This window comes from Streptomyces sp. NPDC002701 (genome assembly GCF_042889045.1).
GTDB lineage: Bacteria > Actinomycetota > Actinomycetes > Streptomycetales > Streptomycetaceae > Streptomyces.
The window spans coordinates 135994-159877 of sequence record NZ_JBIAQL010000016.1 but is presented as its reverse complement, the minus strand read 5'-3'; the positions used below and the strand labels follow the sequence as shown (position 1 = coordinate 159877).

Below are 23884 nucleotides of genomic sequence, written 5' to 3'. Positions count from 1 at the left end.
GCAGGCGTGATCGATATCAACGAGTCCGTGATGCAGTTCCTTCTCGCATTCATCGTCGTCGCTCCGCTCATCGGGGCCGCCGCGGCTCTCCTGCCGGCGCCGCCCGGGCTGAAGGGGAAGTCGCCCGAAAAGGCCGTGCTGCGGCACGGGGTGACCGTCACCGGCGCCGTCCTCATCGCCGCGATCGTCCTCACGCTCGGCTTCGACCACGACCACCCGTCGAAGATGCAGGCCACGACGGACATCAGCTGGATCCCCGCACTCGACGTGCGGATCCACCTCGGCATCGACGGCATCTCCCTCCCCCTCCTCGTCCTGACCGCGCTGCTGACCTTCCTGTGCGCGCTCTACTCCTACTTCGCCATGCCGTCGGGCCCGTCCCCCAAGGCATTCGTGGCACTCGTCCTCGTCCTCGAGTCCGGCACCCTCGCGACCTTCGCCGTCCTCGACCTGCTGCTGTTCTTCCTCGCCTTCGAGATGGTGCTCGTCCCGATGTACTTCCTCATCGCCCGCTGGGGCGGCGAGCAACGGGCCCGGGCGGCCTGGAAGTTCATCCTCTACACACTGCTCGGTTCCGTCGTCATGCTGCTGGGCCTGCTCCTGATCGGAATCAAGGCGGGCACTTTCGACATGGTGGCACTCGCCACTGACAATCACCCCGCGCTGACCACATCGGTGCAGGTCATCGCCGTTCTGGCGATCGGGATCGGGCTCGCGGTCAAGACGCCGATGTGGCCGCTGCACAGCTGGCTGCCGGACGCGCACACCGCCGCCCCGACCGTCGGATCGGTCCTGCTGGCCGGCGTGCTGCTGAAGATGGGCACGTACGGGTTCGTCCGGATCCTGCTGCCCGTCACGCCGGAGGGCATGAGCACCTTCGCCCCGTACCTCGCCGCGTTCGCGGTCGTCGGTGTCATCTACGGTTCGCTGGCCTGCCTCGCGCTCGCCAGGCGGGGCGCGAAGGGCGACCTCAAGCGCCTCATCGCGTACTCCTCGGTCGGCCACATGGGCTTCGTGCTCCTCGGCATCGCGTCGATGACCCCCACCGGCGTGAACGGCGCGCTGTTCGCGAACATCGCCCACGGACTCATCACCGGCCTGCTCTTCTTCCTCGTCGGCGCGCTCAAGGACCGCACGGGCACGACCGACCTCGACACCCTCGCGCAGACGACCGGCGCCGCGCTCTACGGCAGGGCCCCGCGCCTCGGCGGTCTGCTCGCCTTCGCCGCCGTCGCCTCGCTCGGACTGCCGGGCCTCGCCGGGTTCTGGGGCGAGATGCTCGCGCTGTTCGGCGCGTTCGACCCCGCGGACGGCCTCAGCCGGCCCGCGTTCCTGACGTTCACGGCGATCGCCGCGTTCGGCACCCTGCTCACGGCCGCGTACCTGCTCGTCGTGGTCCGCCGCGTGTGCATGGGCGCCGCCCCGCAGGAGGAGAGCCTGAAGCTCGCCGACGTCCGCGCGTACGAGTTCGCCGCCTGGACCCCGCTCGTCGTCCTCACCGTCGTCGCCGGGCTCTGGCCCAAGACCCTCCTCGGCCTGACCGACCCGGCCGTGCAGCAGCTCCTCTCAGGAGGCACCCGATGAGCCCCCAGGCCCAGTCCCTGGTCCAGTCCGTCGACTGGCTCGCGATCGCGCCGCCCACCATCGCGGCCGTCGTCGGACTCGTGGTGCTCGTCACCGACCTCTTCGTGGGCGACAACCGGAAGGCCCTGCTCGGCTGGGTCTCCGTCGCGGGCCTCGCCCTCGCCTCGCTCGCGCTGCTGCCCCTCCTGGACGGCGACCGCTCCACGTTCTGCCTGACGGGCGAGGCGGACGTGTGCAGCTACACGGCGGACCGGTTCACCCTGGTCGTCCAGTTCCTCGTCCTCGGCGGCGCCCTCCTCACGGCCCTCCTGTCGATGACCGCCCTGAAGGACGCCGACAAGGAACTCCCGGAAGGGGAGTACTGGTTCCTGCTGCTCTCCTCGGCCGCGGGCGCCGCCCTGCTGCCCGCCTCGCGCGATCTGGCCACCCTGATCGTCGCCCTGGAGGTCGCATCCCTGCCCGCCTTCGCCCTCGTCGGCATCCGGCACGGCGACCGCAAGTCCTCCGAAGCGGCCCTGAAGTTCTTCCTGTCCTCCGTCACCGCGACCGCCGTGAGCCTCATGGGCATCAGCTTCGTCTACGCGTCGACAGGCACCCTGTACCTCACGGAGATCGCCACCCGTATCGAGGACGTCGACGGCCAACTGCACACACTCGCCCAGGCGGGCGTCGTCCTGACCCTCGTCGGCTTCGCCTTCAAGACGGCCGCCGTGCCCTTCCACTTCTGGGTACCCGACACCTACGTAGGAGCCCCGCTCCCGGTCGCCGCCTACCTGTCCGTCGTCGGCAAGGCGGTCGGTTTCTCCGGCCTGATCCTCGTCACCGTCATCGCCCTCCCGTCGTACGCGGACGTCTGGGGCCCGGCACTCGCCGCCCTGGCCGCCCTCACCATGACGATCGGCAACGTCGGCGCCCTGCGGCAACGGACCACGCGCGCGTACAGCGCGGTAAGGCTCCTCGCCTGGTCCTCCGTGGGCCAGGCCGGCTACCTCCTCGTGCCGATCGCCGCGGCCGCGTACTCCGAGGACGCCGAGAAGGCCATCGGCTCCACCGTCGCGTACGCCCTCATGTACGCCGCGGTGAACCTCGGAGCCTTCGCGGTGGCCGCCCTGGTGGCCCGCACGAAGCCGCTGAACCGGATCAGCGACTACCGCGGCCTGTACGCCTCGCGCCCCCTCGCCGCGCTCGTCCTCGGCTTCTTCCTGCTCTGCCTGGCCGGTCTGCCGCCGGGCATCATCGGCCTCTTCGCGAAGGTCACCGTCTTCTCGGCGGCCGTCGACGCGGGCCTCGGCTGGCTCGCCGTGGTCATGGCGGTCAACGTCGTGATCGCGCTCTTCTACTACCTCCAGTGGACGGCCCTGCTGTTCCGGGCCCCCGAGGGCGAACCCGAGCCCCACCGCGTCCCCGCCCCCCTCACCGCGGCGATCGCCCTGACCGCGGTCCTCGGAGTCGCGCTCTCCGGAGCGCCGCAGCTCATCCTGCGCTTCTCGGACACCGGCCTTTTCTGACACCACGCCCGAACCGCCCCGCACGCGCGTGTGCCCATCGCCCCGTACGCGCGTGCGGGGCGGTTCCGTATCACCCGGACGGTCGACGCGCGGCCCCGCGCGCACAAGGGAACTAGTGCTCGCCGCCTGGCGTTGACCAGTGAGGGAGGGTCCACTGGACCGTGGAGTCACGGAACCAGTGACGTCAGAGATCGCCAAGCAAGGGTTCCCCTGCCGCACCATTTGGAGGGCGTACCGTGCACCGCCGGCACAACGGGCTCAGGACCGCCGTACTCCTCGGGGGACTGTCCGCACTCATCATCGTCATCGGCAGTTTCTTCGGGCGTACGGGCCTCGTCGTCGCACTCCTCATCGCGATCGGCACGAACGCGTACGCGTACTGGAACAGCGACAAACTGGCTCTACGCGCGATGCGCGCGCGCCCGGTGAGCGAGTTCGAGGCCCCGGCCCTCTACAGGATGGTCCGCGAACTCTCCACGCAGGCCCGCCAGCCCATGCCCCGCCTGTACATCTCCCCGACAGAGGCACCGAACGCCTTCGCGACGGGCCGCAACCCGCGCAACGCCGCGGTGTGCTGCACCGAAGGCATCCTGCGCATCCTGGACGAGCGGGAGCTGCGCGGGGTCATCGGCCATGAGCTGAGCCACGTCTACAACCGCGACATCCTCATCTCGTCCGTGGCGGGCGCCCTGGCCTCCGTCATCATGTTCCTGGTCAACTTCGCCTGGCTGATCCCGATCGGCCGCTCCAACGACGACGACGGCCCGGGCCTCCTCGGCATGCTGATGATCATGATTCTCGGCCCGCTCGCCGCGTCCGTCATCCAGCTCGCCATCAGCCGCTCCAGGGAGTACGAGGCGGACGCGTCCGGCGCCCAGCTCACCGGCGACCCGCTGGCCCTCGCGAGCGCCCTGCGTAAGCTGGAGGCGGGCACGAAACAGCTTCCGCTGCCTCCCGAACCGCGCATCGAGACCGCGAGCCACATGATGATCGCCAACCCCTTCCGCCCGGGCCAGGGACTCTCCAAGATGTTTTCCACGCACCCGCCGATGGCGGAGCGCATCGCCCGGCTCGAGCAGATGGCAGGTCGACACCAGTGAAGACAATCCTCAACGTCATTTGGCTCGTCCTGAGCGGCTTCTGGCTGTTTCTCGGCTATGTGCTCGCGGGCGTGCTGCTGTGCATCACGATCATCGGAATCCCGTTCGGCGTCGCGTCGTTCCGCATCGGCGGCTACGCACTGTGGCCGTTCGGCCGGACGACGGTGGAGCGCCGTGACGCGGGCGCGCCGTCCTTCATCGTCAACATCCTGTGGCTGATCCTCGCCGGATGGTGGCTGGCCCTCGCCCACATCGTCACGGGCCTCATCCAGTGCGTCACGATCATCGGCATCCCCCTGGGCATCGCCAACTTCAAGCTCATCCCGGTCTCCCTGTTCCCCCTGGGACGCGAGATCGTGAGCACGGACCAGCCGTTCACGTCGTCGGTCAGGTAGGACGGCGCCGGGGGTGCGGCGCCCCAGGTACGCCCTGTCGGCGTACGACGCCGAGGACGACGCGATCTGGGCCCTGTGCGCGGACGCCGAGGACCTCTTCGGCGATCCGCCGCCCCCTGCCCGCGGGACGTACGAGCTGCTCGGCTGCGCCCCCGAGGGGAAGCTGGACAGAGCCCGCGCACACGCGCGTGCCGACGGCTCGGCGCCCCTCGGCAGCCTCACCCTGGAAATCCTCGACAAGGAGGGCAGGCGGGCCGAGGAGTGGTCACTGGAGGACGTACGCGTCCTCGACGACCGCCCGTGCGCACGCGACCTGTCGCTGCGCGACCTCACGGTCGAGGCCCGTGAGTCCCCGCACAACCCGTTCGACCATCCCCAGCGCCCGCCGCTCTCCCCTGGCTACCGCCTGCTCGGCGCCGAAGCCGAACCGTGGGGGACCTGCCGGGACCTGGCGCACGTCCCGGACAGCCGGCCGGACCTCGTCGAACCGCCCGTGCGGCTGCTCGGCTGCGCCCCACGCGGGGTCCTGCGTACGGCTCTGGACGCGGGCGAGGAGGACCTCGGGCACGCCAAGCTGGTACGCCTGGACACGGCGGGCCGCCCCGTCCAGTCCGCCGTCGAGGGCGAACTCGTCGCGTGGATCCCCTCGGCCCGCGGCCGCGGCCTGGTGGACCTCACTCTGGAACCCTGGTCGGAGCGGCCGCCGACCGCGGCCGAGGAGGTCTGGGACCTGTGGGACGGCGGCCGGCCCGCCGAGCCCGGCCTGTGGTCCAGGTGCGGCGCGGCGGGCCGCCGCCACTGGCTCACGACGGCGCTGGACCACCACGAGGCGGACCGGCCCGACGCGGACTCCGGCGCCACGTACCACCTGGACGGCCGCCGCATCATCGACGTGCAGGGCTTCTTCTGCGCGCTCGGTGAGGCGGTCAACGGCCCGGGCGGCTACTTCGGCTGGGGCCTCGACGCGCTCGCGGACTGCCTCCGCGGTGGCTGGGGCGCCCGGCGTCCCTTCACCCTGGTCTGGCACGACGCACAGGTCGCCCGCACCTGTCTCGGCCTCGTCCCGCGCACCGGCCGCCGCCCGTGGACGTTCGAGGAACTCCTCGCGTTCCTGCTGGACGAGGGCATCGACGTCCGTCTCACCTGAGAGTTGTCCACAGGGAGAGTTGTCCACAGGCCCGAACGAATGTCAGTGGCGCCCGGCATCATGAATGCATGACCGAATTCGAGCAGTTGCTGGTACGTGTCTCCGCGGAGGCGCGTAACTCACGGCCGTGGGGCTGGCCTTCGCTCCCCGAGCCCGTGGACGCGGCCACGCTCGCCCGGGCCGAGTCCGCCCTCGGTTTTGCCGTCCCGCCGTTGCTCGCCGCGCTCTATCTGCGGATAGGGGACGGCGGGTTCGGACCGGAGTACGGTCTGCTGCCCCTGCTCGACAGCCCGCCCTCCGGCGAGCCCGCCGTCGTCGCGCAATATCTCGAGCACCGCGACAGCGGCCGCAAGGACCCCGACTGGCCCTGGCCGGACGGCATCCTGCCGATATCCCACTGGGGCTGCGGCATGTACGCGTGCGTGGACTGCCGCACCCCGGACGCCACGGTCCTGCTGTTCGAGCCGAACGCCGACGACGCCGACCACGCGTGGTACGTGGACGCCCCCACCCTCACGGCCTGGCTGCACGCCTGGCTCGACGGCACCGGCTGGTACGACGAACTGAACGACGGCACGGACCTGGAGCCCTGGGCCGACTTCCGCATACGCACGGGGCCGGCGCGAGCTTCCTAGAGCGCCGCCCCGGTCACCACCGGCGCCCCGGACCACGTGCCGCGCCTCCAGGGGCGCTGGGACCCGCGCGACCGGCCCTCACCGGCCCCGCTCCCTCCCACCGACACCCTGAGAACAGGAACAGGAACAGGAACAGGCACGGGCACGGGCACGGAACGGCAGCGATCAGCGCGGACCCACCCGCCGCCGTACCCCGTAAGCGGCCACCCCCAGCCCCAGCACCCCGACACCCACGGCCACGGACAGCCACGGCAAGGCGAAAGCCAGTGTCAGACATCCTGCCAGCCCCACCGCGGGCAGCACCCGTGACACGACCGCCGAACTCAGCGTCCAGGCCGAGGCATTGGCGATCGCGTAGTACACGAGCACACCGAAGGAGGAGAAGCCGATGGCGCCCCGCACATCCACCGTCGCGGCCAGCACCGCGACCACCGCCCCGACGGCGAGCTCCGCCCGATGGGGCACCTGGAAGCGCGGGTGCACGGCGGCCAGCCCACCCGGCAGATGCCGGTCGCGGGCCATCGCCAGCGTCGTCCGCGACACCCCCAGGATCAGCGCGAGAAGGGAGCCGAGCGCCGCAAACGCGGCGCCCACCCGTACGACAGGGACGAGCCACGGTGCACCGGCGGCGCGCGCCGCGTCGGCGAGGGGTGCCGTCGCCTGACCGAGCCCACCTGTTCCCAGCACGGAGACGACGGCCACCGCCACAGCCGCGTACACCACCAGCGCGATGCCGAGCGCCAGCGGGATCGCGCGCGGAATGGTGCGCGCCGGATCCCGTACCTCCTCGCCGAGGGTCGCGATCCGCGCGTACCCGGCGAAGGCGAAGAACAGCAGTCCGGCCGCCTGGAGCACCCCTCCCGCACCCCCGGAGAAGCCCACGTCGAGTCGGCCGGCGTCGGATTCCCCGGAGCCCAGACACACGACCACCGCGGCGGCGAGCACCGCGAGCACCACCGCCACGATCGCCCGCGTCAGCCACGCGGACTTCTGCACACCGCCGTAGTTCACCGCCGTCAGTGCCACCACGGCCCCGACGGCCACCGCGTGCGCCTGACCCGGCCAGACGTACACGCCCACCGTCAGCGCCATCGCCGCACACGAGGAGGTCTTGCCCACGACGAACGCCCAGCCCGCCAGATATCCCCAGAACTCGCCGAGCCGCTCCCGCCCGTACACGTACGTTCCGCCCGACGCGGGATAGCGGGCGGCGAGGCGTGCCGAAGCGGTCGCGTTGCAGTAGGCGACGACGCCGGCGAGGCCCAGACCGAGGAACAGCCCGGATCCCGCCGCCCGGGCCGCGGGTCCCAGGGCGGCGAAGATGCCCGCACCGATCATCGAGCCGAGGCCGATGACCACGGCGTCCCCGACGCCCAGCGTCCGTCGCAGCTGCTGTGTCATGGGCCGCACCCTACTGATCAGCGCAACGGGTCACTGTCGCGCCGACGTCCTCCCCGGCAACGACAGACGAACAGCGGAACCCGCACGGGCCGCGGCCGGCAGACGAGAAGGGTGGGCACCCGGGGTGCCCACCCTTTCCCGTACGCGCGGTCGCCGTCCGCAGAGCGGCCGGCGGGTCACCTGTAGTTGACGTACTGCAGCGCGAAGTCGAAGTCCTTGCCCTTGAGCAGTGCCTGCACGGCCTGCAGGTCGTCACGGCTCTTCGAGCTGACGCGCAGCTCGTCGCCCTGCACCTGCGCCTTCACGCCCTTCGGGCCCTCGTCGCGAATGATCTTCGCGACCTTCTTCGCGTTGTCCTGGGAGATGCCCTCCTCGATCGAGGCGAAGATCTTGTACTCCTTGCCGGAGAGCTGCGGCTCCCCGGCGTCCAGCGCCTTCAGCGAGATACCGCGCTTGACCAGCTTGGTCTCGAACACGTCGAGGATGGCCTTGACCCGCTCCTCGGAGTTCGCCTCCATGAGGATCTTCTCGCCGGACCAGGAGATGGAGGCGCCCACGTTCTTGAAGTCGTAACGCTGGGAGATCTCCTTGGCGGCCTGGTTGAGGGCGTTGTCGACCTCCTGCCGCTCGACCTTCGAGACGATGTCGAAACTGGAGTCGGCCATGTCCTGTGGCTCCTTGTATCGGGGTGCATAGTGGCGGCCGCCGAACCCGTATCGGTCCCGGGCCGCATCCGCATAAGCCTAGCCATCCCCTCCCCTCCGAGCACCGATCAATCGAGTGGCGAAGCACCCCCGAGCATCGGGTATCGTTTACGTCGTTGCCACAGAGCGCCGCCGAAAAGCGGTTCGAACGGCAGCAACCCCGGCGGTGTGCCCGAGCGGCCAAAGGGAGCAGACTGTAAATCTGCCGGCTCAGCCTTCCCAGGTTCGAATCCTGGCGCCGCCACATGAAGGTAAACCCCCTCTGACCTGGCTACTCGCCTGGTCAGAGGGGGTTTCTCGTTGGCTCTCCCTGCTCGATTCGTTGTGGACGGGGCGCGGGCGTGTCTCACCTTGTACCGCTCATATCCCACTGTCGATCAGTGCGTGTCCCCCAGGTGCCCCCCGGGGGAGAGCTTGATCACTCCGGCTCGTTCCACTCCCGAAGCGCTGCGTCGATCCGGCTGTTCGCACGCTCCCGTGTCTGGTCAAGCACCTTGGCGTACACCTTGTGCAGCACCGCGATGCTGTGGCCAGCGCGGCGGGCGCACTCCATCGCGTCCACGCCGGAACTGAGCCAGAACGACACTCCGGCGTGCCGGAGGTCGTAGGGGCGTCGGGCCAACAGTGAGGCCGTCTCTGCCTCGCTCAGCACACCCCCGCGGGCTTTTGCCCACACCTCCCCGTAGCCGGTTTCTTGTAGCAAGCCGTTCCGGTTCGTTCGGAAGAGCCGGCCGTCGGGCGCCGTGCCGTGCGCGGCGATGTGCTCTCGCAGCATGCGCACGAAATGAGGCGGGATGGGCACCGGACGGGAGTCCTTCTTGGCGCGGGCCTTGAGGTGGCGTGCCTCATGAGCCTTCCCGTCGTCGGTCCAACCTCGCCCCGCCCGGACAACTCCCTGCCGCAAGGTGAGCATCCCCCATCCCGACTCCGGGAGGTGGCACTGGCTCACGCACAATCCGGAGGCTTCGGCCGGACGCATGGCCGCGTAGTACAGGCATCCGAAGAACGCTTCGAGGTGCCGCCCGCGTAGGCCCTGCTCGCGCACGCCGGCCAGCAGCGCGCGGACCTGGCGAGGATTAGCGACGCTTTCGGGGTCCACCGCTTCCACGGACTTCGGAGCGGTCCACTTCACGGCGCTGATCGGGTTGACCGGCATGCTGAAGTACTGCTCTTCCACGGCGAGCCCGAGAACGTCGCTCAGGCAGGCACGCTTGCGCTTCGCGGTGCGCGGCGCCGCCTCCTTGCCGTCCAGCCGCAGAGACAGCGCGTCCAGGGCCAGGCGTACTGTTGCCGGATCTTCCAGCGCAGAGACCGGCATGGAGTGCTTGGAAATCCAGGCAAGGGCGCTGGCCACATCGTCCGGCGGGGTCTTGTCCCAGTGGTTCCGGTTGTACGCCCATCCGTACAGCGCGCGCCGCATGAGTGCGGTGTCGGGCATTCCTGTCTTTGTCCTTACGAGCGCTGGCGTGATGGTTGCCAGCGCATCGGCGTAGTTCTTGCGCGACTTCGCCGGGGCGAGCGCCCATTTGCGGTCGATGTACGTACGGCTGTGCTCGTACCACGTGATGGAGCCCTGCTTGGCGCGCAACTCGGATGCGGGCAGTCCCGTTTCCTCGTCGAACTGGTCGCCGCGTCGCGCGGCGGACATGAGTTCCGAGCGGCGACCCTCGGCCTGAACCTTGAGCGTGTAGCTCTTGGAGTGCTTACGCTCCCCGACCAGCCAGCGCAGACGGTAGGGCTTTGGGCGATCCTTGCGGATCTCGATGGAGTAGAGGCGAACGTCGTAGGTCAGTGCCATGCGAACTCCAGAGGGGCCCGCCGGAAGCGGGCCCCTGGTGTCTCGTGTGTGCGGGGGATGATCAGGCGGCAGCGTCTTCGATGGATGACCACCACGCATCGAGGTCGACGCGACGGCAACGGAGCTGTCCGTTCGGGAGCTTGATGAGCTTCGGAGCCAGGCCCCGGGCGCGCATGCGGTAGAACGCGGCGCGGCTCATCTCGATCTCTTCGAGGACTTCCGGGAGCTTGAGCATCTTGGGGCGGGCCACGGCGTGACTCCTTCGTCTTCTTCTCTTCCGGGGGGTCCGCAACAGCCGCAACACCGCAACACCGCAGGTCAGAGCTACGGATTTGTTGCGGATGGCGGGAGTGTTGCGGATAGGTGCCGCCACACCCGGGAGGTATGGCGGCGGGGGGTGCCGGAGCGGGTCAGCCTGTGAGAGCGGGCTGTGTTGCGGAATCAGGTGCCGTGTTGCGGATCGGTGTGGCGGATTGCGCAACAGATGCGCTGCCGTTGACCTGGGATGTTGCGGACGTTGCGGCTGTTGCGGATTCCCCGGGGGGTGGGGGGCAGTAGCGCGTCCAGGCGTCCGTGAGGTCTTCCGCGTAGTAGCCCTTCGGGGTCCCGGACGGGGTGCGGAAGGTGCGCGGTTTGATCGGCTTGTTGCCCGGGGTGACGTACTGGCTCAGCAGCCGGGCGAGGGTGCGGGAGTTGATCGGTTTGTCGTCGAGGTCTCCCCAGGGTGCGTCTTCCATGTGAAGCAGGCATTCGATGATCGCGGCGGTGGGCATGCGGTCGTCTCCGCAGAACACCTTGTCGCGTAGGTCGGTCAGGAGCCGGACCCCGAGGGAGGCTTCGTCGTTGTCGTGGGCTGCACTGATCAGATCCAGGCAGGCGGCGCGGGCCCGTGCGGGCCAGTCACCGCCGGCGGCGTCGGCTACGGCGAGCAGGGGTTCCCACATGTCGGCGGGCCGGTCGGTGACCCCGTCGGGCATGGCGGGCCACGCGTTGGCGACCTGGTCGCGTACGGTGTCGGCCCACTTGGCGAGACGATCGCGCAGGGCGTGTCCCTGCGGCTCGTGAACCCGCTGGCGGTAGGGCTCTGCCTTCTCGTTTGGGGCCCGCTTGCGCATGCGGATGATGACCGAGCGCGTGAGCACGGTGTCCGGCAGCGAACCGAGTCCGGCCATGGCCACGGCGCAGTAGGAACCGAAGATCTGCGCGTTCTGGTTCGAGCCTTCCCCGACGCAGCGAAGAGCGCCGGCGGTGCGGCGCCACCCGGCGTTCAGGAAGCCGCGCAGCGCCTCGTCGGCTCCTGCCTTGGGGCCGAAGATGGTGTCCACCTCGTCGAACAGCACGGTGGGCAGACCTGCGGCGGAGTCGACGAGTCGGTACAGGGCGTTGGCGGATGCGGACACCGTGGTGACCGGTCGTGGGGTGAGGAGTTCGACGATCTCCAGTGCCCGCGACTTGCCCGAGCCCGGTTCCGGGGAGAGGAACGCGATGCGGGGGGTGGTCTCGAAGCACTCGATCAGGTGGGCGTGCGCGTCCCACAGCGCCACGGCGACGTAGGCGGACTGAGTGGGGAAGACGTTGAACCGGCGGTGGAAGGCTTCCACCTCGTTGAGCAGCGTCGCGCCGTCGATGCTGTCGCTCATGCGGCGGCCCTCCCTTCGAGGGGTGTGGCGGGAGTTCCCGCGCAGGCGGATCGGTGGGCGTTGTAGTCGGAGACCAGCGCGGCCACGGCATCAGGACCGGTGGCGGTGTGGGTCTGCCCGCAGGCGCAGGCGTAGGCGGCGGTTGGGGTGTCGCCATACCGTTTGGACCAGCGGGCGCCGTCGTAGTGGTGCCGGTAGACCGGTGCGGCGTAGATGCGGATACCGGGTCGGTCCGGGGTTGGGTCGGCGTCCGGGCGCGCGTCTCTTGCCGGGAAGCGGTTCGAGCGGGGAAGAGCAGTGACGACGCCCTGCCGGGCGGCGCTCTTCGGCGCGCTACGGCCGGTGGCAGGTGCGGCCGGTTCGGCGGTGCGGGGGCGGTTGGGGGTGGGTGTGCTGCTTTTACCTGCGGGGCGGGGCCGGGGGGTGGTCATGCCGTCTCCCGGGGCCGGGCGGTGCGCAGGGAGTAGTCGAGGGCTTTGCGGATGGTGGCGCGGCACTCGGCCGGCGGGAGTCCCGCCGACTCGCCCCCCGAGGTAAAAGCCGTTTCCACGGTGGTGCGGTCGAGGTCTCCCCAGGCGACGAACCGGCCTACGGCCCGTACGGCGCGCAGGAGTTGGGCCTGTCGCCCGCCCTCGGCGGTGGTCGCCACGGCGGTCACCTCGCGTTCGAGGACGACGGCCGCGTACCGGCTCGTGTCGCGGGTGAGAGTCGGCAGGACCGGGGCCCTGACGGGCTTGCGTGGCGCCGTGAGAGCCTTTTGGAGCCATTCGGGCAGGTTTGCAACGGGCGCGTCGTCCAAGACCGCGTACGGGCCCTGTGGCGTGACGCTGCCAGGGGCGACGACCTGTCCACCCCACGCGCGGGTGTCGACCTTGGACGTGAGCGTGCCGGTCGTATTGGTGAACCGGGTACCGGGCGGCGGGGTGAAGTACAGGTGCTGTCCGCCGCTGGGGGTCCGGATGCGGCGGGTGGTGGGGACGGCGTGTCCGGCGCGCTCGCAGAGCGCCAGGAAGTTCGCCGCGCCGTCAGGCGTGCCCTTCTCATCCTGTGGCTTGAGGGTGTCCAGGTCGACGACCAGCAGGCGGGCGGGGCCGGTGGCGATGCCGACGTTGAACGGACCCGCACTCCAGCAGCGTTCGATGCGGGCACGGTCGGTGGTGGCGCGCTGCTCGAACGTGCGGTGCCCGCCGACGCAGTCGCCGGTACGCGGGCAGCGACGCTCACCGTGCAGGGCGGGGACCTTGCTGCGAGGGTGCAGGGGGATGACGGGCCAGCCGCGCTCGGCGGCGGCCAGGGCGGCGTTCAGCAGGTGCGCGCTCATGCGGCCACCTCCAGCGCCGTGCGGGCGAGGAAGGCGCGGCCGATCCACTCGCCGTAGGCGGGCGGGATGGCCTCGGTCAGTTCCTCGCGCACGTCGGTCCACGTGATGCCCATCGCGGCCTGAAGCTCCGGCACCGACGGCTTGCCCCCGCCGTCGCCGTACGCGGCAACATAGGGGCCGTCGTAGTAGGTGCCGTGCCGCCATCCGCGCACACGGCCCCGGTGGGCGACATGCGCCGGCTGCTCGACGCTCCAGCCGCTCACCTCGAAGTTGCGGTGGCGGATGACTCCGAGGCCGAACATCTCCCCGCACAGGGTCAGGTCTTTACGGATCTTCGCGCGGCCGTTGGGCTGCTCGATGATGTACGGAAGACCGGTCCGATCGAGCAGATCCCGAGTCGGCGCGACCAGATCCACGTGAGTGCTGCCCCATCCCTGAGACCGGTTCGTGCCGACCGTGAGGGTGCACTTGTCCTGGCACGGAGGGGAGGCGTGGACGAACGCGTACCGGCGGATCTCCCCCGTGTCGATCAGGCGGGCGAGATAGTCCAGGGCGTCACCCCGGTGGTAGGGGAAGGGGTAGTTCGGGCGGTCGGCGATGTCGACGCCGTCCACGGCGAAACCGGCCCGGTGGTAGCCGGTACCGGCCCCGCCGGCGCACGAGAACACATCCAGTACACGCGGTCGTTCGCCGCGCGCTCGCCGGATGTCGGTGGGTTGCGTCATGCTGGGAGACCTCCACAGGTCTGTTGAGGACTGGAGACAAGGGCGGCCCCGGTTCTTGGCGGAATGGGGGGCCGCCCTTGGCGTAGCTAGAAGGGGGCGTGCAGTCGGTACCGGGCGCTGGTGACGATGTCGGTGTGGTCGAAGGCGAGGTCCCGGGCGTTTTCGAGCGGGGTCCAGGACACGGCGGCGGCGTCGTCTCCGGCCGTGGCGGTGGTGTCGGCGGGGACGGTGACCAGGTAGGCGACGGTGACGTACCGGCCGCGCGGGTCGCGCTCGGGGGTGTCGAAGATGCCGATCAGGCTCAGGTCCCAGGGGTCGACGTGGACGCCGGTCTCTTCCAGCAGCTCGCGGGCGGCGGCGGTGCGGGAGGTCTCGCCGGGGTCGACGTGTCCGCCGGGGAGGGCGAGCTGTCCCTTGTGCGGGGGCCATCCCCGCTCGATCAGCAGAACGGCGCCGTCACGGATGCACACCACGTCGGCGGTGTAGCGGATGGACTCGAAGGTCTCGGTCATGTCTTCGGTTCTCGATTCTCGGTCGGGTCAGCCGTGGAAGTGGTTGCGTTTGATCACGGCTTTGCGGATGTGGAAGGTGTTGCCGCCGCTGTGGCCGCTCGCGCCGAAGATCTGCACGGCGATCCAGCCGCCGAAGATCACAGCGGCGAGGGTGATGAGCTGGGTGATGAACGCGGTCAGCGCGGCGATGAACGAGGTGAGCAGCAGCAGTCCGCCGCACACGGCGAGGAACCCGACACCCCCGAGGGCGACGTTCACCGCCGCACGGGACACAGGCGGCTTGGCCGCTAGCGGTTCGGGCTGCGCGGAGCTGATCGCGTAGCCCGTGACGACTCGCCCGTCAGGCAGGACGATGCTCGCCACAGACGGAACCGCGCCCGGCTGCACGCGCGCGAGCGGGGCGGTCGGCGGGTGGGTGATGGGGGTGGGCTGGTGGACGGTCACGGCCCGCTCGGCGGGCCGGTGAGCGGAGTGTTCGGGGTACATGCGGAATCCCTTCCGGCAGTGGGTCAGGGAGGTTGCAGCACCCCCTTGGAGGTGCGCTGTGGAGGGGGTTTCAGGGGTCTGGCCTGGGGTGCCTCCCTGCCTCCCTGAACGATCATTTATGCAGGTCAGCGGGAGGGAGGCGGGTCAGGGAGGGGTTCAGGGAGTTCTCCCTGTCTCCCTGACCCGCCACCGGTCGGCTCCCTGTCACTCAGTGGCGGAAGCGGAACCCTCGGTGTCGCGGTTGGCGAGCGCGCGGGCGAGCCGGTCACGGCCGATGACCATGACGCCGTCGGACTTGTAGGGCTCGGCTCCGGTGCCGTCGAGGACGCGCTTGAGGTCGATGAACGACCAGCCGCCGTAGGCGCCGGTGTTGAGCGTGCCGAGCCGGGCGAGGACGTCCTTGGTGCGCATCCGCTCTGCGGTGCCGATGACGGTTGCGATGTCCGTGAGCGGGTCACGGTCCTGGTCGCGGTCGATGACGTGCAGGGTGGTGACGCCGTCGCGCACGGCCTTGGCGCGGGCGGCGATCTCCTTGGCGTCGTCGGTGCTGATGTAGTGGGTGCGCACCGTGATGGACGCCTGGCCGGCCGGGATGTCGATGCCGTCGGAGGCGACGACGAGGGTTCCCTTGTCGAGCCCCTGACGCAGCAGGTGCGGTGCGGCCCCGCCGTCCACGGCCTTGTCCCCCAGCGCCATGCGCGCCTGTGACTCGGTGCCCAGGGCGAGGGAGGCGCGGGTGTGGGCACCCTCGCGCACGAGCTTGGGAAGGTTCTGGTCGGTGGGGTCCTGGGTGCCCTGCCACAGCAGCACGTTCACCGCGCGGCCCTGGTTCTGGATCTTGCGGCAGGCCATGAAGTAGCGGGACTCGTTGCGCTGCCCGCCGTAGGGTCGCTTCTGCTCGTCCTTGGCCGGGCACATGAACGCCACCTGCGCTTCGTCGACCAGCAGGATCAGCGGCGGGAAGAGGGTGCCGGCCGGGGCCTGGATGCGGCGGTTCATCTCCTGAACTCCGTCTTCGACCATCTCGGTCGCCTCGATCACGTGCTCATCGGTCGGCCCCTGGATCAGGACGGTTGCGAGGCCGTCGAACATGGCCCAGTCGCCCACGCCCTTGAGGTCGGCGATGCGGAATTCGGTGCTGCGGTCGAAGGCCAGCCACAGCGCGAGCGCCCGCAGGGCGGCTGTCTTGCCCTGGTTGGACAGACCCGTGACCAGCAGCATCCGCTGATACAGGCTCAGCAGCGCGGCATCCCCGCGCAGGTCCTGTCCCCACGGGGCGCGGCCCTTGGCGTAGTCGGCGGTCAGCGACGGGTCCACCATCAGCGGAGACGGGCCGATCGGCTGATCGAGCGCCCCGGAATCGGCGATCCACAGCCGCACCGTGCGGGCCGCCTGGGGGAGGTTGATGAACACCTCGTGCTCGTGCCGGGTCAGGTTCTCTGCGAGCTTGCGGCGCCGGTTCTGCACCTCGATCGTCGACACCCCCGAGGGCAGGGTGACGTCGACTTCCACCCCGCATCCGGCGATCCGGATCGGCCCGAGCATGCTCGCGCCGGCGTCGCCCATCTCCTTGATCGCGTTGCGCAGGGCGGGTACGCCGAGGTCGCGCAGTGCCTTGACGACGATGGACGGAGTGATCGGCTCTCCCTCGCCCGATCGGACGTTGTCGGGCATCGACCATGCCGGGGCTGCTTGCTGCTTGCTGCCGACCGCCCACAGCGCGAGCAGCGCCAGGAACGGGCCGATCGTGAGCGCCGGGCCCCACACGATCTGAACGATCCGGATCAGCGTGGCGATGAAGTTGATGGTGGCCGCAAGCGGCGTGATGACGTCGGCGATGTCGCCGTTGTTGATGGCCATCACGACCCCGAGCGCGACCAGAGCACCGATCCCCATCCCGGTGCCCACGGCCGCGCCCTTGGCGGCCTCCGCCGGCGAGTGGAGCAGGTCCATGCGGCGGTGGTGGCGGGCAGCGCGGAAGCGCTGCAGCCGCTCCTCCCACTCCTCCGCCACTTCCAGGTTTCCGGCGGCCTCCGCTGCCCGGATCATCCGCTCGTAGCGGGCGCCGGTCCGGCCGTCCCAGGTGCGGCGGGCCACGATCCGCCCGCCGTTGAACGTGTAGAGGCTGTGCCGGGCCACCGCACGCGCGGCGGTCTTCGTCCTCTCGTGGGTGGCTGCGGTCTTCACGGCCCGCCCGGAGCGCACCCACAGCGGCACGATCGGCGCCGCCGGGGCGTCCGGGACCACCGTGAGCACGGTCGGCGGGGTGTCGTCGGTGGGCGGGGTGTCGGTGTGCTTGTGGAGGTGAACGACGTTCTCGGACATGCTGGGAGTGCTCCTGACTGCCCCTGCGGGGGCGGGAGGTAAGGGAGAGCGCCGGGGTGGCCGGGTCCATGGCAGGGATGGCCGCCCCGGCGGGCGAGGTGTGCGGATGCTGCGCAGTTCAGGCGGCAGACAGAGTGCGCGTAGGGGATGTGGTCAGCGCCGACGCGTCTTCTGCTTGGGCACGATGTAGGGGCAGCCGTTGCGCAGGTGTTCGACGCACTGCGGGCAGTCCTCGCGGGGGCGCAGGTGGCGGTGTGCGCGCCGGTCGTGGGCGTGCTGCCAGCACTGCGGGCACTCGCCAGGAGGCGTGTCCTTGCCGGGCATGGTCACCACCACCCGGACTTCTTCTTGGCGGCCTTGGCGCGGGCGGCCTCGGTGATCAGGCGCTGACGCTCGCCGTGCAGCGCGGTCAGTTCTGCGGTCAGCCGCATTTCCGCAGCCGTGCCGGCCGTCTCCAACCGCCGGTCCGCGCGGCCCGTGGACCGGCCCCGGGCGACCTGGTAGGAGCCGCCGACCAGAGCTCCGGCGATGGCGCGGCGCTCACGGCCATTCAGCGCCCACCACTCACCCCGGCGGACCGCTTCCAGCTTCTTGCTCGTCTTCTCGATCTCGCGTTCCAGGCGGCGCATCTCGGAGTTGCCCATCAGTGGTTCCCTTCCGGTTCGGGCTGGTCGGGGTAGGCGCAGCTCACGCAGGTGCCGAGGGAGAGCGGGATCACGTATCCGGCATCGGTGCGGCACTGCGGGCAGATACGGCGTGCGCACATCGCCTTGGCGAGCGCGGCACGCTTGGCCGGCGTCATCGGCCGCACGGGCTTGGCCAGGTCCTCGCGGTAGAGGTAGGCGACCAGCGGACCCCGCCGGTAGCGGGGCCTGAGCACCTGCGCCGCGACCGGCTGCCCGCCGGGGCGCAGTCCGCGCGCCCTGAGCTGCCGGCGGGTGGCGTAGCCGTCGGGGGCGTAGCGCCACGGGAAGGTCGGGATGCCGTGGCGGGCGCCGGTGGGGTCGTAGCACTTGCCGAACCCGCCGCCGCTCACGGTGTGAGGGTGGCGCGTTCGGCGAGCAGGGTGTCGCGCAGCATGCGGGCGTTGGCCGGGGAGGTGTGGACCTCCCGGCGGATGCCCTCAGCCGTCACCTTCGCGTCCGGCCAACCGGCCGACACGCGCCGTGCCTCATCGAGCAGTTCGGCCGCAGTGCGCTTCGGTCGGGTCGACCGGGCGGCCTGCGGGAGTCGACCGGTCGCCCGACGCGGACGGGTCGACTCAGCCGGTACCGGGCGCGGCGCGATCGAGGCGACCGGAGCCGCAGCCACAGCCGGGACCGGCTTGAGCGGCACGGTCGACTTCACGAACTCGACCGTGACCGGGTCGGGCATCCGCAGCGGTTGCACGGTGATCGGCGCGGGGGTCGATCCTCCGAGGTCAGCCGTAGACCGAAAACTCTCGGTCTTGGTGGATTCCTCCGCATTCGCGATCGGGGCGGGAATCGGGGTGGCACGGTGGTGCAGGACCTTGGCGACCAGGTCGGAACCGAAGTAGATCGAGCCGACCGGAAGCGAGGTGGCGAGCAGCACAAGCGCCCAGTTCGCCGGGTCCCAGTCCGCCAGTCGACTCCAGTCGACCTGTACGCCCGGCTTGCTGTGCAGCTCCGGCACGAGACCGTGGACGTAATTGAGCACGAGGGAGGCGAGCGTGTAGGTGCCCAGCACCCGCAGCGCGAACTTCCGCGCATCGTCGGTGAGCACGAGGGTGGCGATCAGGGCGAGCGCCATCAGGCCGTCGACCACGAACGGGTACAGCGTCGCGGCCGTCTCATCCGCACCCACCGCACCCGCGATGTCCCGCAGCGCGTTCCACGACACCCGGAACGCCATACCGACCACGGCGACCAGCGCCAGCACGAGAGCGGCCCTGCCTTTGCGGTTGAGGTTCATGCCCCACCGCCCATCGGCGATACGTCCACCGAGGCCAGCAGTTCCACGCGGTCCATGACACCGGTGGGAATCTCCTGCCACTCCCACGTAGCGTCCTGCTCGATGGAGTAGCCGAGCCGGGCCAGCGCATCCGCCCGCTCCTGCACGGTGGGCACCGGCGCGGTCCGCTCGAAGAGGTGCTCAGGCCAATTCCGGCTCGGGCCGTCGGTGACGACGTACAGATCCCACTCTCCGATGAAGCTGTTGGTCAGGCGTGCGCTGTACGTCATGCCGCACCGCCGGGCAGGCTCGTACCGGCCGCGCGGTTGACCAGCGCGACCCGCGCGGTCAGCGCCCGGCGGCGGGCCCGGCGGATACGCCGGTCGTCCAGCTCGGTCGGGGTGCGGTCCAGCGTGGTGATGTGCGCGTCCAACAGGTCGACGTCCGCCAGGATGACGGGCATCTCCTGCTCGATCGCCTCCAGCTCCGCATCCGTCGGCTCCATCCACGGAGCGAACGCGGTAACAGCGTCCTGAAGTGTGACGATGTGGTCCATGGGTCGTGGTCTCCCTAGCAGGTGAAACGGCCCGAACAGCGCCCCCGGAGTTGCTGCTCCGGGGGCGCGCGCCGTTGTGGTGGGAACAGCCGCGAACGATGCGCGGCACGGCCGCAGATCAGCGGCCGGAGTGCCCCGGGCCGGATTCGATCCGGCGCCCTCACGGCGAGATGCCGGGGCGGTGCTGCGGGGGCGGTCAGAAGCGGTGAGAGATGGTGCCGTGGTAGTCGCCCTCGATCACGGTCATGCCGTTGCCGGAGACGATGCGGCCACCGTCGCTGTCCTGCGGGTCGGTGTCGCCCTCGTAGACGTCGCCGTTCAGGGCGAGGGGGCCGGTGCTGCCGGTGATGACGGTGCCGATGTCGCCGTGGTGGTCGCCGTTGACGATGATGCGGGCCATGTCTGCTCCTCGGGTGGGGCCGGCCGGTGGTGGCCGGAGTGCCCCGGGCCGGATTCGATCCGGCACCGTCACGGCCCCCGCCTCACGTGCGGCGGGTCCGGGGCGAGGGGATGGTGTCAGCGCTGGACGACGGGGCGGGTCATGTCCCGGTGCGTGACCGTGACCTGGTGGCCGTCCGTGCGCAGGCGTTCGGCCAGAGCGGCGGCGAAGGTGGGGGCGCGGTGGCGGCCACCGGCGCATCCGTCGGCCACGGTCACGGTGCCGGCGCTGGGACCGGCGGCGAACGCGGTCACAGCGATCGCGGCGGCGTCGACCAGGGCGGTGATGCCGGGGGTGTTGAGCACCGCCGTGCGGACCGGCTCGTCGGCGGCGGTCATGTAGCGCAGCTCCGGCGAGACGTGCGGGTCGCGGAAGTGGTGGCGCAGGTCGATGGTCAGATGCGCGGCGGGCGGCACATCGTGCAGGTAGCCGAACGAGACGATCTCAACAGCAGCCATCAGGACTCCAGAGGCAAGAAGGGGTGTTCCGGCTCCCCTCAGCGCTGCTCGTACGAGACGAGCAGCGGAGGCAACCGGCCCACAGCCGATGAGCTGCGGGAAAGTCGAGTTGCGCTGTACTCGCGCACGGGGGCAGAACCCGTACACGCCGCCCTCTTGCTTGCAGAGGTGGGACGGACAACCTCAGGCACACTGTTCAGTTTTCAATCAATGCGCGCTCACTTCGTACTCACCCCTGCGGGCTTTCCTCCGGGCACATTCATAGACTGGACCGGTGGACCGGTCCAGTCAAGTGTCAGTGCGGCGCGCGGTGCCGTCGTTCGGGGATCTGTGCAGCTCAGAGGGAGAAAAGGAAAAGAAAAAAGCTGGACCGGCTGACCGGTCCAGCACCCTTATAGATCACTCTGGCCTACATCGCGTAGGTATCCACCCGCTCGTACTGAGGGGAGGGCGTGACCCCCTCCTCGCACACGAGAGGGCGCCCCTCCTGGTCGTACGCCGTGTGCAGAACCACGGCAACCGCTGTCGCTTCGGACAGTCCCAAGTGGTGCACTTCGGCTTCGGTGGCCAAGCGGACCGTGGTCACATCCACCCCCTCCGCAGGGAAGCGGCCGGTCTGGCGACGCACGTAGCGCGTGGTCCCTTCCGGGATGGGGGCCGTCTGTGCAAGCCGGGGGGAGGCTTCTGCAATCTCGGGCGGGAACCATGCTTCTGCGTAGCTGTGGGGACTCCCGTCCGGGAGCTGGTGAATACGGATGCGTCGCAGGGTGGAAACGCCTGAATCCAAACCCAGTGCAGCCGCTACACGCGCCGGCGGTTCTGCCCAATCCGGCTCACCCACGCGCAGGAAAGGCATGCCTCCGCTCACGCGTGCGGACCCTGCGCGCCGTGCGCCCGCAGGCCGTGCGACGGGGGTCTCCGTCACCACGAAGCCGGTCCCTTGCTTGGCTACGACAACGCCATCGCTCCGCAGCACGTCCATTGCTTTGATGGCAGTCGCGCGGGAGACCGACCACTGTTCTGCCAGGTCACGCCCCGATGGGACGATCTCGCCCGGCGCGAACTCTCCGGCGGCAATGCGGGCACGTAGCGACTCCGCGATCTCCTCGTACTTCAGTAGGGCCATGACTGCCTCTCTTGCTTGGTGTCTCCAAGCTGGACTGGTCCACCGGTACACAGCATACTGCCGTTATGTCGGATCTTGGATTGGCTCCCTCCGTTCTGCGCTTCTACGGCGAGACTGTGGACGAGAGCAAACGCCTGCATCGCTCAGCGGACGGACGGCTTGAGCTGGCCCGTACACAAGAGCTTCTGCGTCGCTTCCTTCCGCCTGCGCCCGCGAGCGTGCTGGACGTTGGCGGCGGAGCCGGAGTGCATGCGGAATGGTTGATCAAAGACGGTTACAGGGTCTCCCTGGTGGACCCCGTTCCTCGCCACGTCGAGCAGGCGTCCGCCATCTGTGAGGCATCACTTGGGGACGCGCGAGCACTGGACGCGAGCGACAACAGCTATGACGTAGTCCAGCTACTCGGGCCGCTCTACCATCTGCCCTCTGCGGCGGACCGCCGCCAGGCACTCACTGAAGCGAAGCGCGTAGTCAAGCCCGGAGGTCTTGTGGCCGCAGCAGCGATCAACCGCTACGCCTCCCTTTTCGAGCACGTCACTTATGCGCACCTGCACACTGATCGCATGTACGAGCCGGTGTCCAAGATCCTCCGCACAGCAGTGCACGACGGCCCTCATTTCACCCTGGCGTACTTCCATCGGGCGGAAGAGCTTGCCGACGAACTGCGCGAAGCGGGGCTGACTGATGTGGAGGTCTTCGGCATCGAGGGTCCCGCATGGTCACTCGTCAAGGCCGTTGAACAGCAGCCCGGCGAGGGGCCTACCGATGATCTGATTGCCTCTGCGATGGCAGCCGCACGGATGGCAGAGCCGTATCCGGAGTTGCTAGCCGCCAGCTCCCATCTGCTCGCCGTTGGGCGCGCCCCCGCAGATGTCGTTGCCTGAACTTGCGGTTCTGGCCCCCAGGTGTCCCCCGACGACGGCATTTGCCGGGGAAACCCCAGGTCACAGGTGGCGAATGGAGCCCGCTGTAAATCTGCCGGCTCAGCCTTCCCAGGTTCGAATCCTGGCGCCGCCACGCTGAGAGAAGAAACCCCTTCCGAACTGCGCACAGCAGTCGGAGGGGGTTTCTTCGTGTTCGGGCGGACACGGGTCAGGATTCATGCGGATCCGGGGCGGGAGCCGCGCCGGGCACGAGCATGCCGCTGCCGGCACCCGCGTCTTTCTTCGTACGCTGAACCCATGTCCTCACGTCGCCGAAACTGCCCCGTGTGCCGTCGCGAGATCGCTGTCGTCGCCGGCCGGTTCGCTCGGCACGACCCGCCGGGGGCGCGGGGGAGCGGGGAACTCGTGTCCTGCCCGGGGTCGCGCAGGCACGCGGAGCTCGGTGCGGAGCAGCCGGCGCTGGACGGATACGTCGTGGCCGAGTTCCCCGGCCAGCTTCCGCTCTTCTGACCTCGCCCGGCCGGCCCCCGTACCCTCACCCCGCGCCACTGCGCACCCGCTCCCGCCCTCCCTCAGTTTCCCGCGACCGACTTCACCGCCACCGACACCGGTGTCGAGCCGCTGATCAGTTCCAGGGTCAGGCCGGCTGTCGCCGGGGTGTCCAGCAGTTCCGCCAGTACCGCGGCGACGTCGTCGCGGGGGACGGGCCCGCGACCCGTGGCGGCCTCCAGGCGGATGAGGCCCGTGCCCGCGTCGTTCGTCAGCATCCCGGGGCGCAGGATCGTCCAGTCCAGGCCCCGGTGCGCCCGTACGTACGCGTCGGCCTCGCCCTTGGCGCGCTGGTACGCGTCGAAGACGTCGTCCCCGGGGTGCTCGGGGTTCGCGCCCATCGAGGACACCACCACATGGCGTCGTACTCCGGCCCGGGCCGCCGCGTCCGCGAAGAGCACGGCGGCGCCCCGGTCCACGGTGTCCTTGCGGCCCACTCCGCTGCCCGGGCCGGCGCCCGCCGCGAAGACCGCGGCATCCGCGCCCCGCAGATGCGCGGAGACCTCCTCCTCCGAAGCCGACTCCAGATCGCACAGCACCGGCTCGGCGCCGGCCGCCCGCAGATCGTCGCCCTGCTCGGCTCGGCGGATGATCCCCGCCACCTCGTCACCGCGCGCGGCGAGCAACCGCTCCAGCCGCAACGCGATCTGACCATGACCTCCAGCGATGACAATGCGCAT

Annotated in this window: 29 protein-coding genes and 1 tRNA gene; 9 read left to right on the top strand and 21 right to left on the bottom strand. The window is 69.9% G+C overall.

The genetic code is table 11. The features are described from left to right. Positions 1-6: 6 nt before the first annotated feature. The 6 genes from ACFYXC_RS31560 (at position 7) to ACFYXC_RS31535 (ending at position 6369) form a co-directional block, all read left to right on the top strand. On the top strand, positions 7-1584 hold the full coding sequence (locus tag ACFYXC_RS31560) for an NADH-quinone oxidoreductase subunit M (RefSeq protein ID WP_389555436.1): 1578 nt from the start codon (positions 7-9) through the stop codon (positions 1582-1584). Beyond that, positions 1581-3092, top strand: a complete 1512-nt coding sequence (locus ACFYXC_RS31555) for an NADH-quinone oxidoreductase subunit N (RefSeq protein WP_389555435.1) — start codon at positions 1581-1583, stop codon at positions 3090-3092. The genes ACFYXC_RS31560 and ACFYXC_RS31555 overlap by 4 nt, the downstream gene beginning before the upstream one ends. Positions 3093-3328: 236 nt before the next feature. After that, positions 3329-4192, top strand: a complete 864-nt coding sequence (htpX, locus tag ACFYXC_RS31550; protein ID WP_388920746.1) for a zinc metalloprotease HtpX — start codon at positions 3329-3331, stop codon at positions 4190-4192. Beyond that, positions 4189-4587, top strand: a complete 399-nt coding sequence (locus ACFYXC_RS31545; protein WP_388920743.1) for a YccF domain-containing protein — start codon at positions 4189-4191, stop codon at positions 4585-4587. The genes htpX and ACFYXC_RS31545 overlap by 4 nt, the downstream gene beginning before the upstream one ends. A 13-nt stretch (positions 4588-4600) precedes the next feature. Then, complete coding sequence (locus tag ACFYXC_RS31540) at positions 4601-5734, top strand: barstar family protein (RefSeq protein WP_389555432.1); 1134 nt, start codon at positions 4601-4603, stop codon at positions 5732-5734. A 68-nt stretch (positions 5735-5802) separates the two neighbouring features. Then, on the top strand, positions 5803-6369 hold the full coding sequence (locus ACFYXC_RS31535) for an SMI1/KNR4 family protein (protein WP_389555430.1): 567 nt from the start codon (positions 5803-5805) through the stop codon (positions 6367-6369). Positions 6370-6534: 165 nt separating this feature from the next. On the opposite strand, the gene ACFYXC_RS31530 is transcribed toward ACFYXC_RS31535, so the two are convergent. Together ACFYXC_RS31530 and ACFYXC_RS31525 are read right to left on the bottom strand one after the other, a co-directional pair. Next, on the bottom strand, positions 6535-7770 hold the full coding sequence (locus ACFYXC_RS31530) for an APC family permease (protein ID WP_389555428.1): 1236 nt from the start codon (positions 7768-7770) through the stop codon (positions 6535-6537). A gap of 176 nt (positions 7771-7946) precedes the next feature. Next, complete coding sequence (locus ACFYXC_RS31525) at positions 7947-8435, bottom strand: YajQ family cyclic di-GMP-binding protein (protein ID WP_307539634.1); 489 nt, start codon at positions 8433-8435, stop codon at positions 7947-7949. A gap of 201 nt (positions 8436-8636) precedes the next feature. On the opposite strand from ACFYXC_RS31525, the gene ACFYXC_RS31520 reads away from it, so the two are divergent. Continuing rightward, positions 8637-8718: transfer RNA gene (locus ACFYXC_RS31520), tRNA-Tyr, on the top strand. Positions 8719-8892: 174 nt separating this feature from the next. Here the strand turns inward: ACFYXC_RS31520 and ACFYXC_RS31515 are convergent. The 18 genes from ACFYXC_RS31515 to ACFYXC_RS31430 form a co-directional block, all read right to left on the bottom strand. Next, entirely contained in the window at positions 8893-10272 is a 1380-nt protein-coding gene (locus ACFYXC_RS31515; protein ID WP_389555426.1) for a tyrosine-type recombinase/integrase, read from the bottom strand. Positions 10273-10333: 61 nt separating this feature from the next. Then, positions 10334-10522 carry a helix-turn-helix transcriptional regulator gene (locus tag ACFYXC_RS31510; protein ID WP_389555424.1) on the bottom strand — a complete coding sequence of 63 codons (189 nt, stop codon included), beginning with the start codon at positions 10520-10522 and terminating at the stop codon, positions 10334-10336. 160 nt (positions 10523-10682) lie between these two features. Beyond that, the gene (locus ACFYXC_RS31505; protein ID WP_389555422.1) at positions 10683-11912 is read right to left on the bottom strand and encodes a DUF3631 domain-containing protein; all 1230 of its coding nucleotides are present in this window, start codon (positions 11910-11912) and stop codon (positions 10683-10685) included. Continuing rightward, positions 11909-12343, bottom strand: coding sequence for a hypothetical protein (locus ACFYXC_RS31500; RefSeq protein ID WP_389555420.1), 435 nt, complete (start codon positions 12341-12343; stop codon positions 11909-11911). The genes ACFYXC_RS31505 and ACFYXC_RS31500 overlap by 4 nt, the downstream gene beginning before the upstream one ends. Further along, positions 12340-13233 (bottom strand): bifunctional DNA primase/polymerase, encoded by an 894-nt coding sequence (locus tag ACFYXC_RS31495; RefSeq protein ID WP_389555418.1) that lies wholly within the window; start codon positions 13231-13233, stop codon positions 12340-12342. Before ACFYXC_RS31495 ends, ACFYXC_RS31500 begins: the two co-directional genes overlap by 4 nt. After that, positions 13230-13958, bottom strand: coding sequence for a DNA methylase (locus tag ACFYXC_RS31490; RefSeq protein ID WP_389555417.1), 729 nt, complete (start codon positions 13956-13958; stop codon positions 13230-13232). Before ACFYXC_RS31490 ends, ACFYXC_RS31495 begins: the two co-directional genes overlap by 4 nt. A gap of 86 nt (positions 13959-14044) precedes the next feature. After that, positions 14045-14470, bottom strand: coding sequence for an NUDIX domain-containing protein (locus ACFYXC_RS31485; protein WP_389555416.1), 426 nt, complete (start codon positions 14468-14470; stop codon positions 14045-14047). 27 nt (positions 14471-14497) lie between these two features. After that, positions 14498-14956, bottom strand: a complete 459-nt coding sequence (locus ACFYXC_RS31480) for a hypothetical protein (protein ID WP_389555415.1) — start codon at positions 14954-14956, stop codon at positions 14498-14500. 204 nt (positions 14957-15160) lie between these two features. Next, positions 15161-17281 carry an ATP-binding protein gene (locus ACFYXC_RS31475; RefSeq protein ID WP_389555414.1) on the bottom strand — a complete coding sequence of 707 codons (2121 nt, stop codon included), beginning with the start codon at positions 17279-17281 and terminating at the stop codon, positions 15161-15163. Between the two features lie 153 nt (positions 17282-17434). Next, positions 17435-17605, bottom strand: coding sequence for a pRL2-8 (locus ACFYXC_RS31470; RefSeq protein ID WP_389555455.1), 171 nt, complete (start codon positions 17603-17605; stop codon positions 17435-17437). A 2-nt stretch (positions 17606-17607) separates the two neighbouring features. Further along, the gene (locus ACFYXC_RS31465; RefSeq protein ID WP_389555412.1) at positions 17608-17925 is read right to left on the bottom strand and encodes a hypothetical protein; all 318 of its coding nucleotides are present in this window, start codon (positions 17923-17925) and stop codon (positions 17608-17610) included. After that, positions 17925-18317, bottom strand: coding sequence for an RRQRL motif-containing zinc-binding protein (locus ACFYXC_RS31460; RefSeq protein ID WP_389555410.1), 393 nt, complete (start codon positions 18315-18317; stop codon positions 17925-17927). The genes ACFYXC_RS31465 and ACFYXC_RS31460 overlap by 1 nt, the downstream gene beginning before the upstream one ends. Next, entirely contained in the window at positions 18314-19213 is a 900-nt protein-coding gene (locus ACFYXC_RS31455) for a DUF2637 domain-containing protein (protein WP_389555409.1), read from the bottom strand. Before ACFYXC_RS31455 ends, ACFYXC_RS31460 begins: the two co-directional genes overlap by 4 nt. Then, complete coding sequence (locus ACFYXC_RS31450) at positions 19210-19482, bottom strand: DUF6303 family protein (protein WP_389555407.1); 273 nt, start codon at positions 19480-19482, stop codon at positions 19210-19212. Before ACFYXC_RS31450 ends, ACFYXC_RS31455 begins: the two co-directional genes overlap by 4 nt. Further along, on the bottom strand, positions 19479-19748 hold the full coding sequence (locus tag ACFYXC_RS31445) for a DUF6284 family protein (RefSeq protein WP_389555405.1): 270 nt from the start codon (positions 19746-19748) through the stop codon (positions 19479-19481). The genes ACFYXC_RS31450 and ACFYXC_RS31445 overlap by 4 nt, the downstream gene beginning before the upstream one ends. Positions 19749-19944: 196 nt before the next feature. Further along, a complete protein-coding gene (locus ACFYXC_RS31440; protein WP_389555404.1) occupies positions 19945-20148 on the bottom strand; it encodes a hypothetical protein in 204 nt (67 codons plus the stop codon). Between the two features lie 116 nt (positions 20149-20264). Continuing rightward, complete coding sequence (locus tag ACFYXC_RS31435; protein ID WP_389555403.1) at positions 20265-20645, bottom strand: ATPase; 381 nt, start codon at positions 20643-20645, stop codon at positions 20265-20267. A gap of 409 nt (positions 20646-21054) precedes the next feature. Continuing rightward, entirely contained in the window at positions 21055-21771 is a 717-nt protein-coding gene (locus ACFYXC_RS31430; protein ID WP_389555401.1) for a GntR family transcriptional regulator, read from the bottom strand. A 65-nt stretch (positions 21772-21836) separates the two neighbouring features. Here ACFYXC_RS31430 and ACFYXC_RS31425 point away from each other — a divergent pair, with 65 nt between their 5' ends. Together ACFYXC_RS31425 and ACFYXC_RS31420 are read left to right on the top strand one after the other, a co-directional pair. Then, positions 21837-22655 carry a class I SAM-dependent methyltransferase gene (locus ACFYXC_RS31425; protein WP_389555400.1) on the top strand — a complete coding sequence of 273 codons (819 nt, stop codon included), beginning with the start codon at positions 21837-21839 and terminating at the stop codon, positions 22653-22655. Between the two features lie 297 nt (positions 22656-22952). After that, positions 22953-23165: a hypothetical protein gene (locus ACFYXC_RS31420; RefSeq protein WP_388920731.1), complete on the top strand. Its 213-nt coding sequence runs from the start codon at positions 22953-22955 to the stop codon at positions 23163-23165. A 62-nt stretch (positions 23166-23227) separates the two neighbouring features. Here ACFYXC_RS31420 and ACFYXC_RS31415 read toward each other — a convergent pair whose 3' ends face one another. Beyond that, entirely contained in the window at positions 23228-23884 is a 657-nt protein-coding gene (locus tag ACFYXC_RS31415) for an NAD(P)H-binding protein (RefSeq protein WP_388920728.1), read from the bottom strand.

Excerpts from the sequence above, each read along its gene's own strand:
- ACFYXC_RS31555 (WP_389555435.1), top strand. The coding sequence starts at position 1,581 with ATGAGCCCCCAGGCCCAGTCCCTGGTCCAGTCCGTCGACTGGCTCGCG.
- ACFYXC_RS31535 (WP_389555430.1), top strand. The coding sequence starts at position 5,803 with ATGACCGAATTCGAGCAGTTGCTGGTACGTGTCTCCGCGGAGGCGCGT.
- ACFYXC_RS31530 (WP_389555428.1), bottom strand. The coding sequence starts at position 7,770 with ATGACACAGCAGCTGCGACGGACGCTGGGCGTCGGGGACGCCGTGGTC.
- ACFYXC_RS31525 (WP_307539634.1), bottom strand. The coding sequence starts at position 8,435 with ATGGCCGACTCCAGTTTCGACATCGTCTCGAAGGTCGAGCGGCAGGAG.
- ACFYXC_RS31515 (WP_389555426.1), bottom strand. The coding sequence starts at position 10,272 with ATGGCACTGACCTACGACGTTCGCCTCTACTCCATCGAGATCCGCAAG.
- ACFYXC_RS31505 (WP_389555422.1), bottom strand. The coding sequence starts at position 11,912 with ATGAGCGACAGCATCGACGGCGCGACGCTGCTCAACGAGGTGGAAGCC.
- ACFYXC_RS31500 (WP_389555420.1), bottom strand. The coding sequence starts at position 12,343 with ATGACCACCCCCCGGCCCCGCCCCGCAGGTAAAAGCAGCACACCCACC.
- ACFYXC_RS31495 (WP_389555418.1), bottom strand. The coding sequence starts at position 13,233 with ATGAGCGCGCACCTGCTGAACGCCGCCCTGGCCGCCGCCGAGCGCGGC.
- ACFYXC_RS31490 (WP_389555417.1), bottom strand. The coding sequence starts at position 13,958 with ATGACGCAACCCACCGACATCCGGCGAGCGCGCGGCGAACGACCGCGT.
- ACFYXC_RS31485 (WP_389555416.1), bottom strand. The coding sequence starts at position 14,470 with ATGACCGAGACCTTCGAGTCCATCCGCTACACCGCCGACGTGGTGTGC.
- ACFYXC_RS31480 (WP_389555415.1), bottom strand. The coding sequence starts at position 14,956 with ATGTACCCCGAACACTCCGCTCACCGGCCCGCCGAGCGGGCCGTGACC.
- ACFYXC_RS31475 (WP_389555414.1), bottom strand. The coding sequence starts at position 17,281 with ATGTCCGAGAACGTCGTTCACCTCCACAAGCACACCGACACCCCGCCC.
- ACFYXC_RS31470 (WP_389555455.1), bottom strand. The coding sequence starts at position 17,605 with ATGCCCGGCAAGGACACGCCTCCTGGCGAGTGCCCGCAGTGCTGGCAG.
- ACFYXC_RS31465 (WP_389555412.1), bottom strand. The coding sequence starts at position 17,925 with ATGGGCAACTCCGAGATGCGCCGCCTGGAACGCGAGATCGAGAAGACG.
- ACFYXC_RS31455 (WP_389555409.1), bottom strand. The coding sequence starts at position 19,213 with ATGAACCTCAACCGCAAAGGCAGGGCCGCTCTCGTGCTGGCGCTGGTC.
- ACFYXC_RS31450 (WP_389555407.1), bottom strand. The coding sequence starts at position 19,482 with ATGACGTACAGCGCACGCCTGACCAACAGCTTCATCGGAGAGTGGGAT.
- ACFYXC_RS31445 (WP_389555405.1), bottom strand. The coding sequence starts at position 19,748 with ATGGACCACATCGTCACACTTCAGGACGCTGTTACCGCGTTCGCTCCG.
- ACFYXC_RS31440 (WP_389555404.1), bottom strand. The coding sequence starts at position 20,148 with ATGGCCCGCATCATCGTCAACGGCGACCACCACGGCGACATCGGCACC.
- ACFYXC_RS31435 (WP_389555403.1), bottom strand. The coding sequence starts at position 20,645 with ATGGCTGCTGTTGAGATCGTCTCGTTCGGCTACCTGCACGATGTGCCG.
- ACFYXC_RS31430 (WP_389555401.1), bottom strand. The coding sequence starts at position 21,771 with ATGGCCCTACTGAAGTACGAGGAGATCGCGGAGTCGCTACGTGCCCGC.
- ACFYXC_RS31425 (WP_389555400.1), top strand. The coding sequence starts at position 21,837 with ATGTCGGATCTTGGATTGGCTCCCTCCGTTCTGCGCTTCTACGGCGAG.
- ACFYXC_RS31420 (WP_388920731.1), top strand. The coding sequence starts at position 22,953 with ATGTCCTCACGTCGCCGAAACTGCCCCGTGTGCCGTCGCGAGATCGCT.
- ACFYXC_RS31415 (WP_388920728.1), bottom strand. The coding sequence starts at position 23,884 with ATGCGCATTGTCATCGCTGGAGGTCATGGTCAGATCGCGTTGCGGCTG.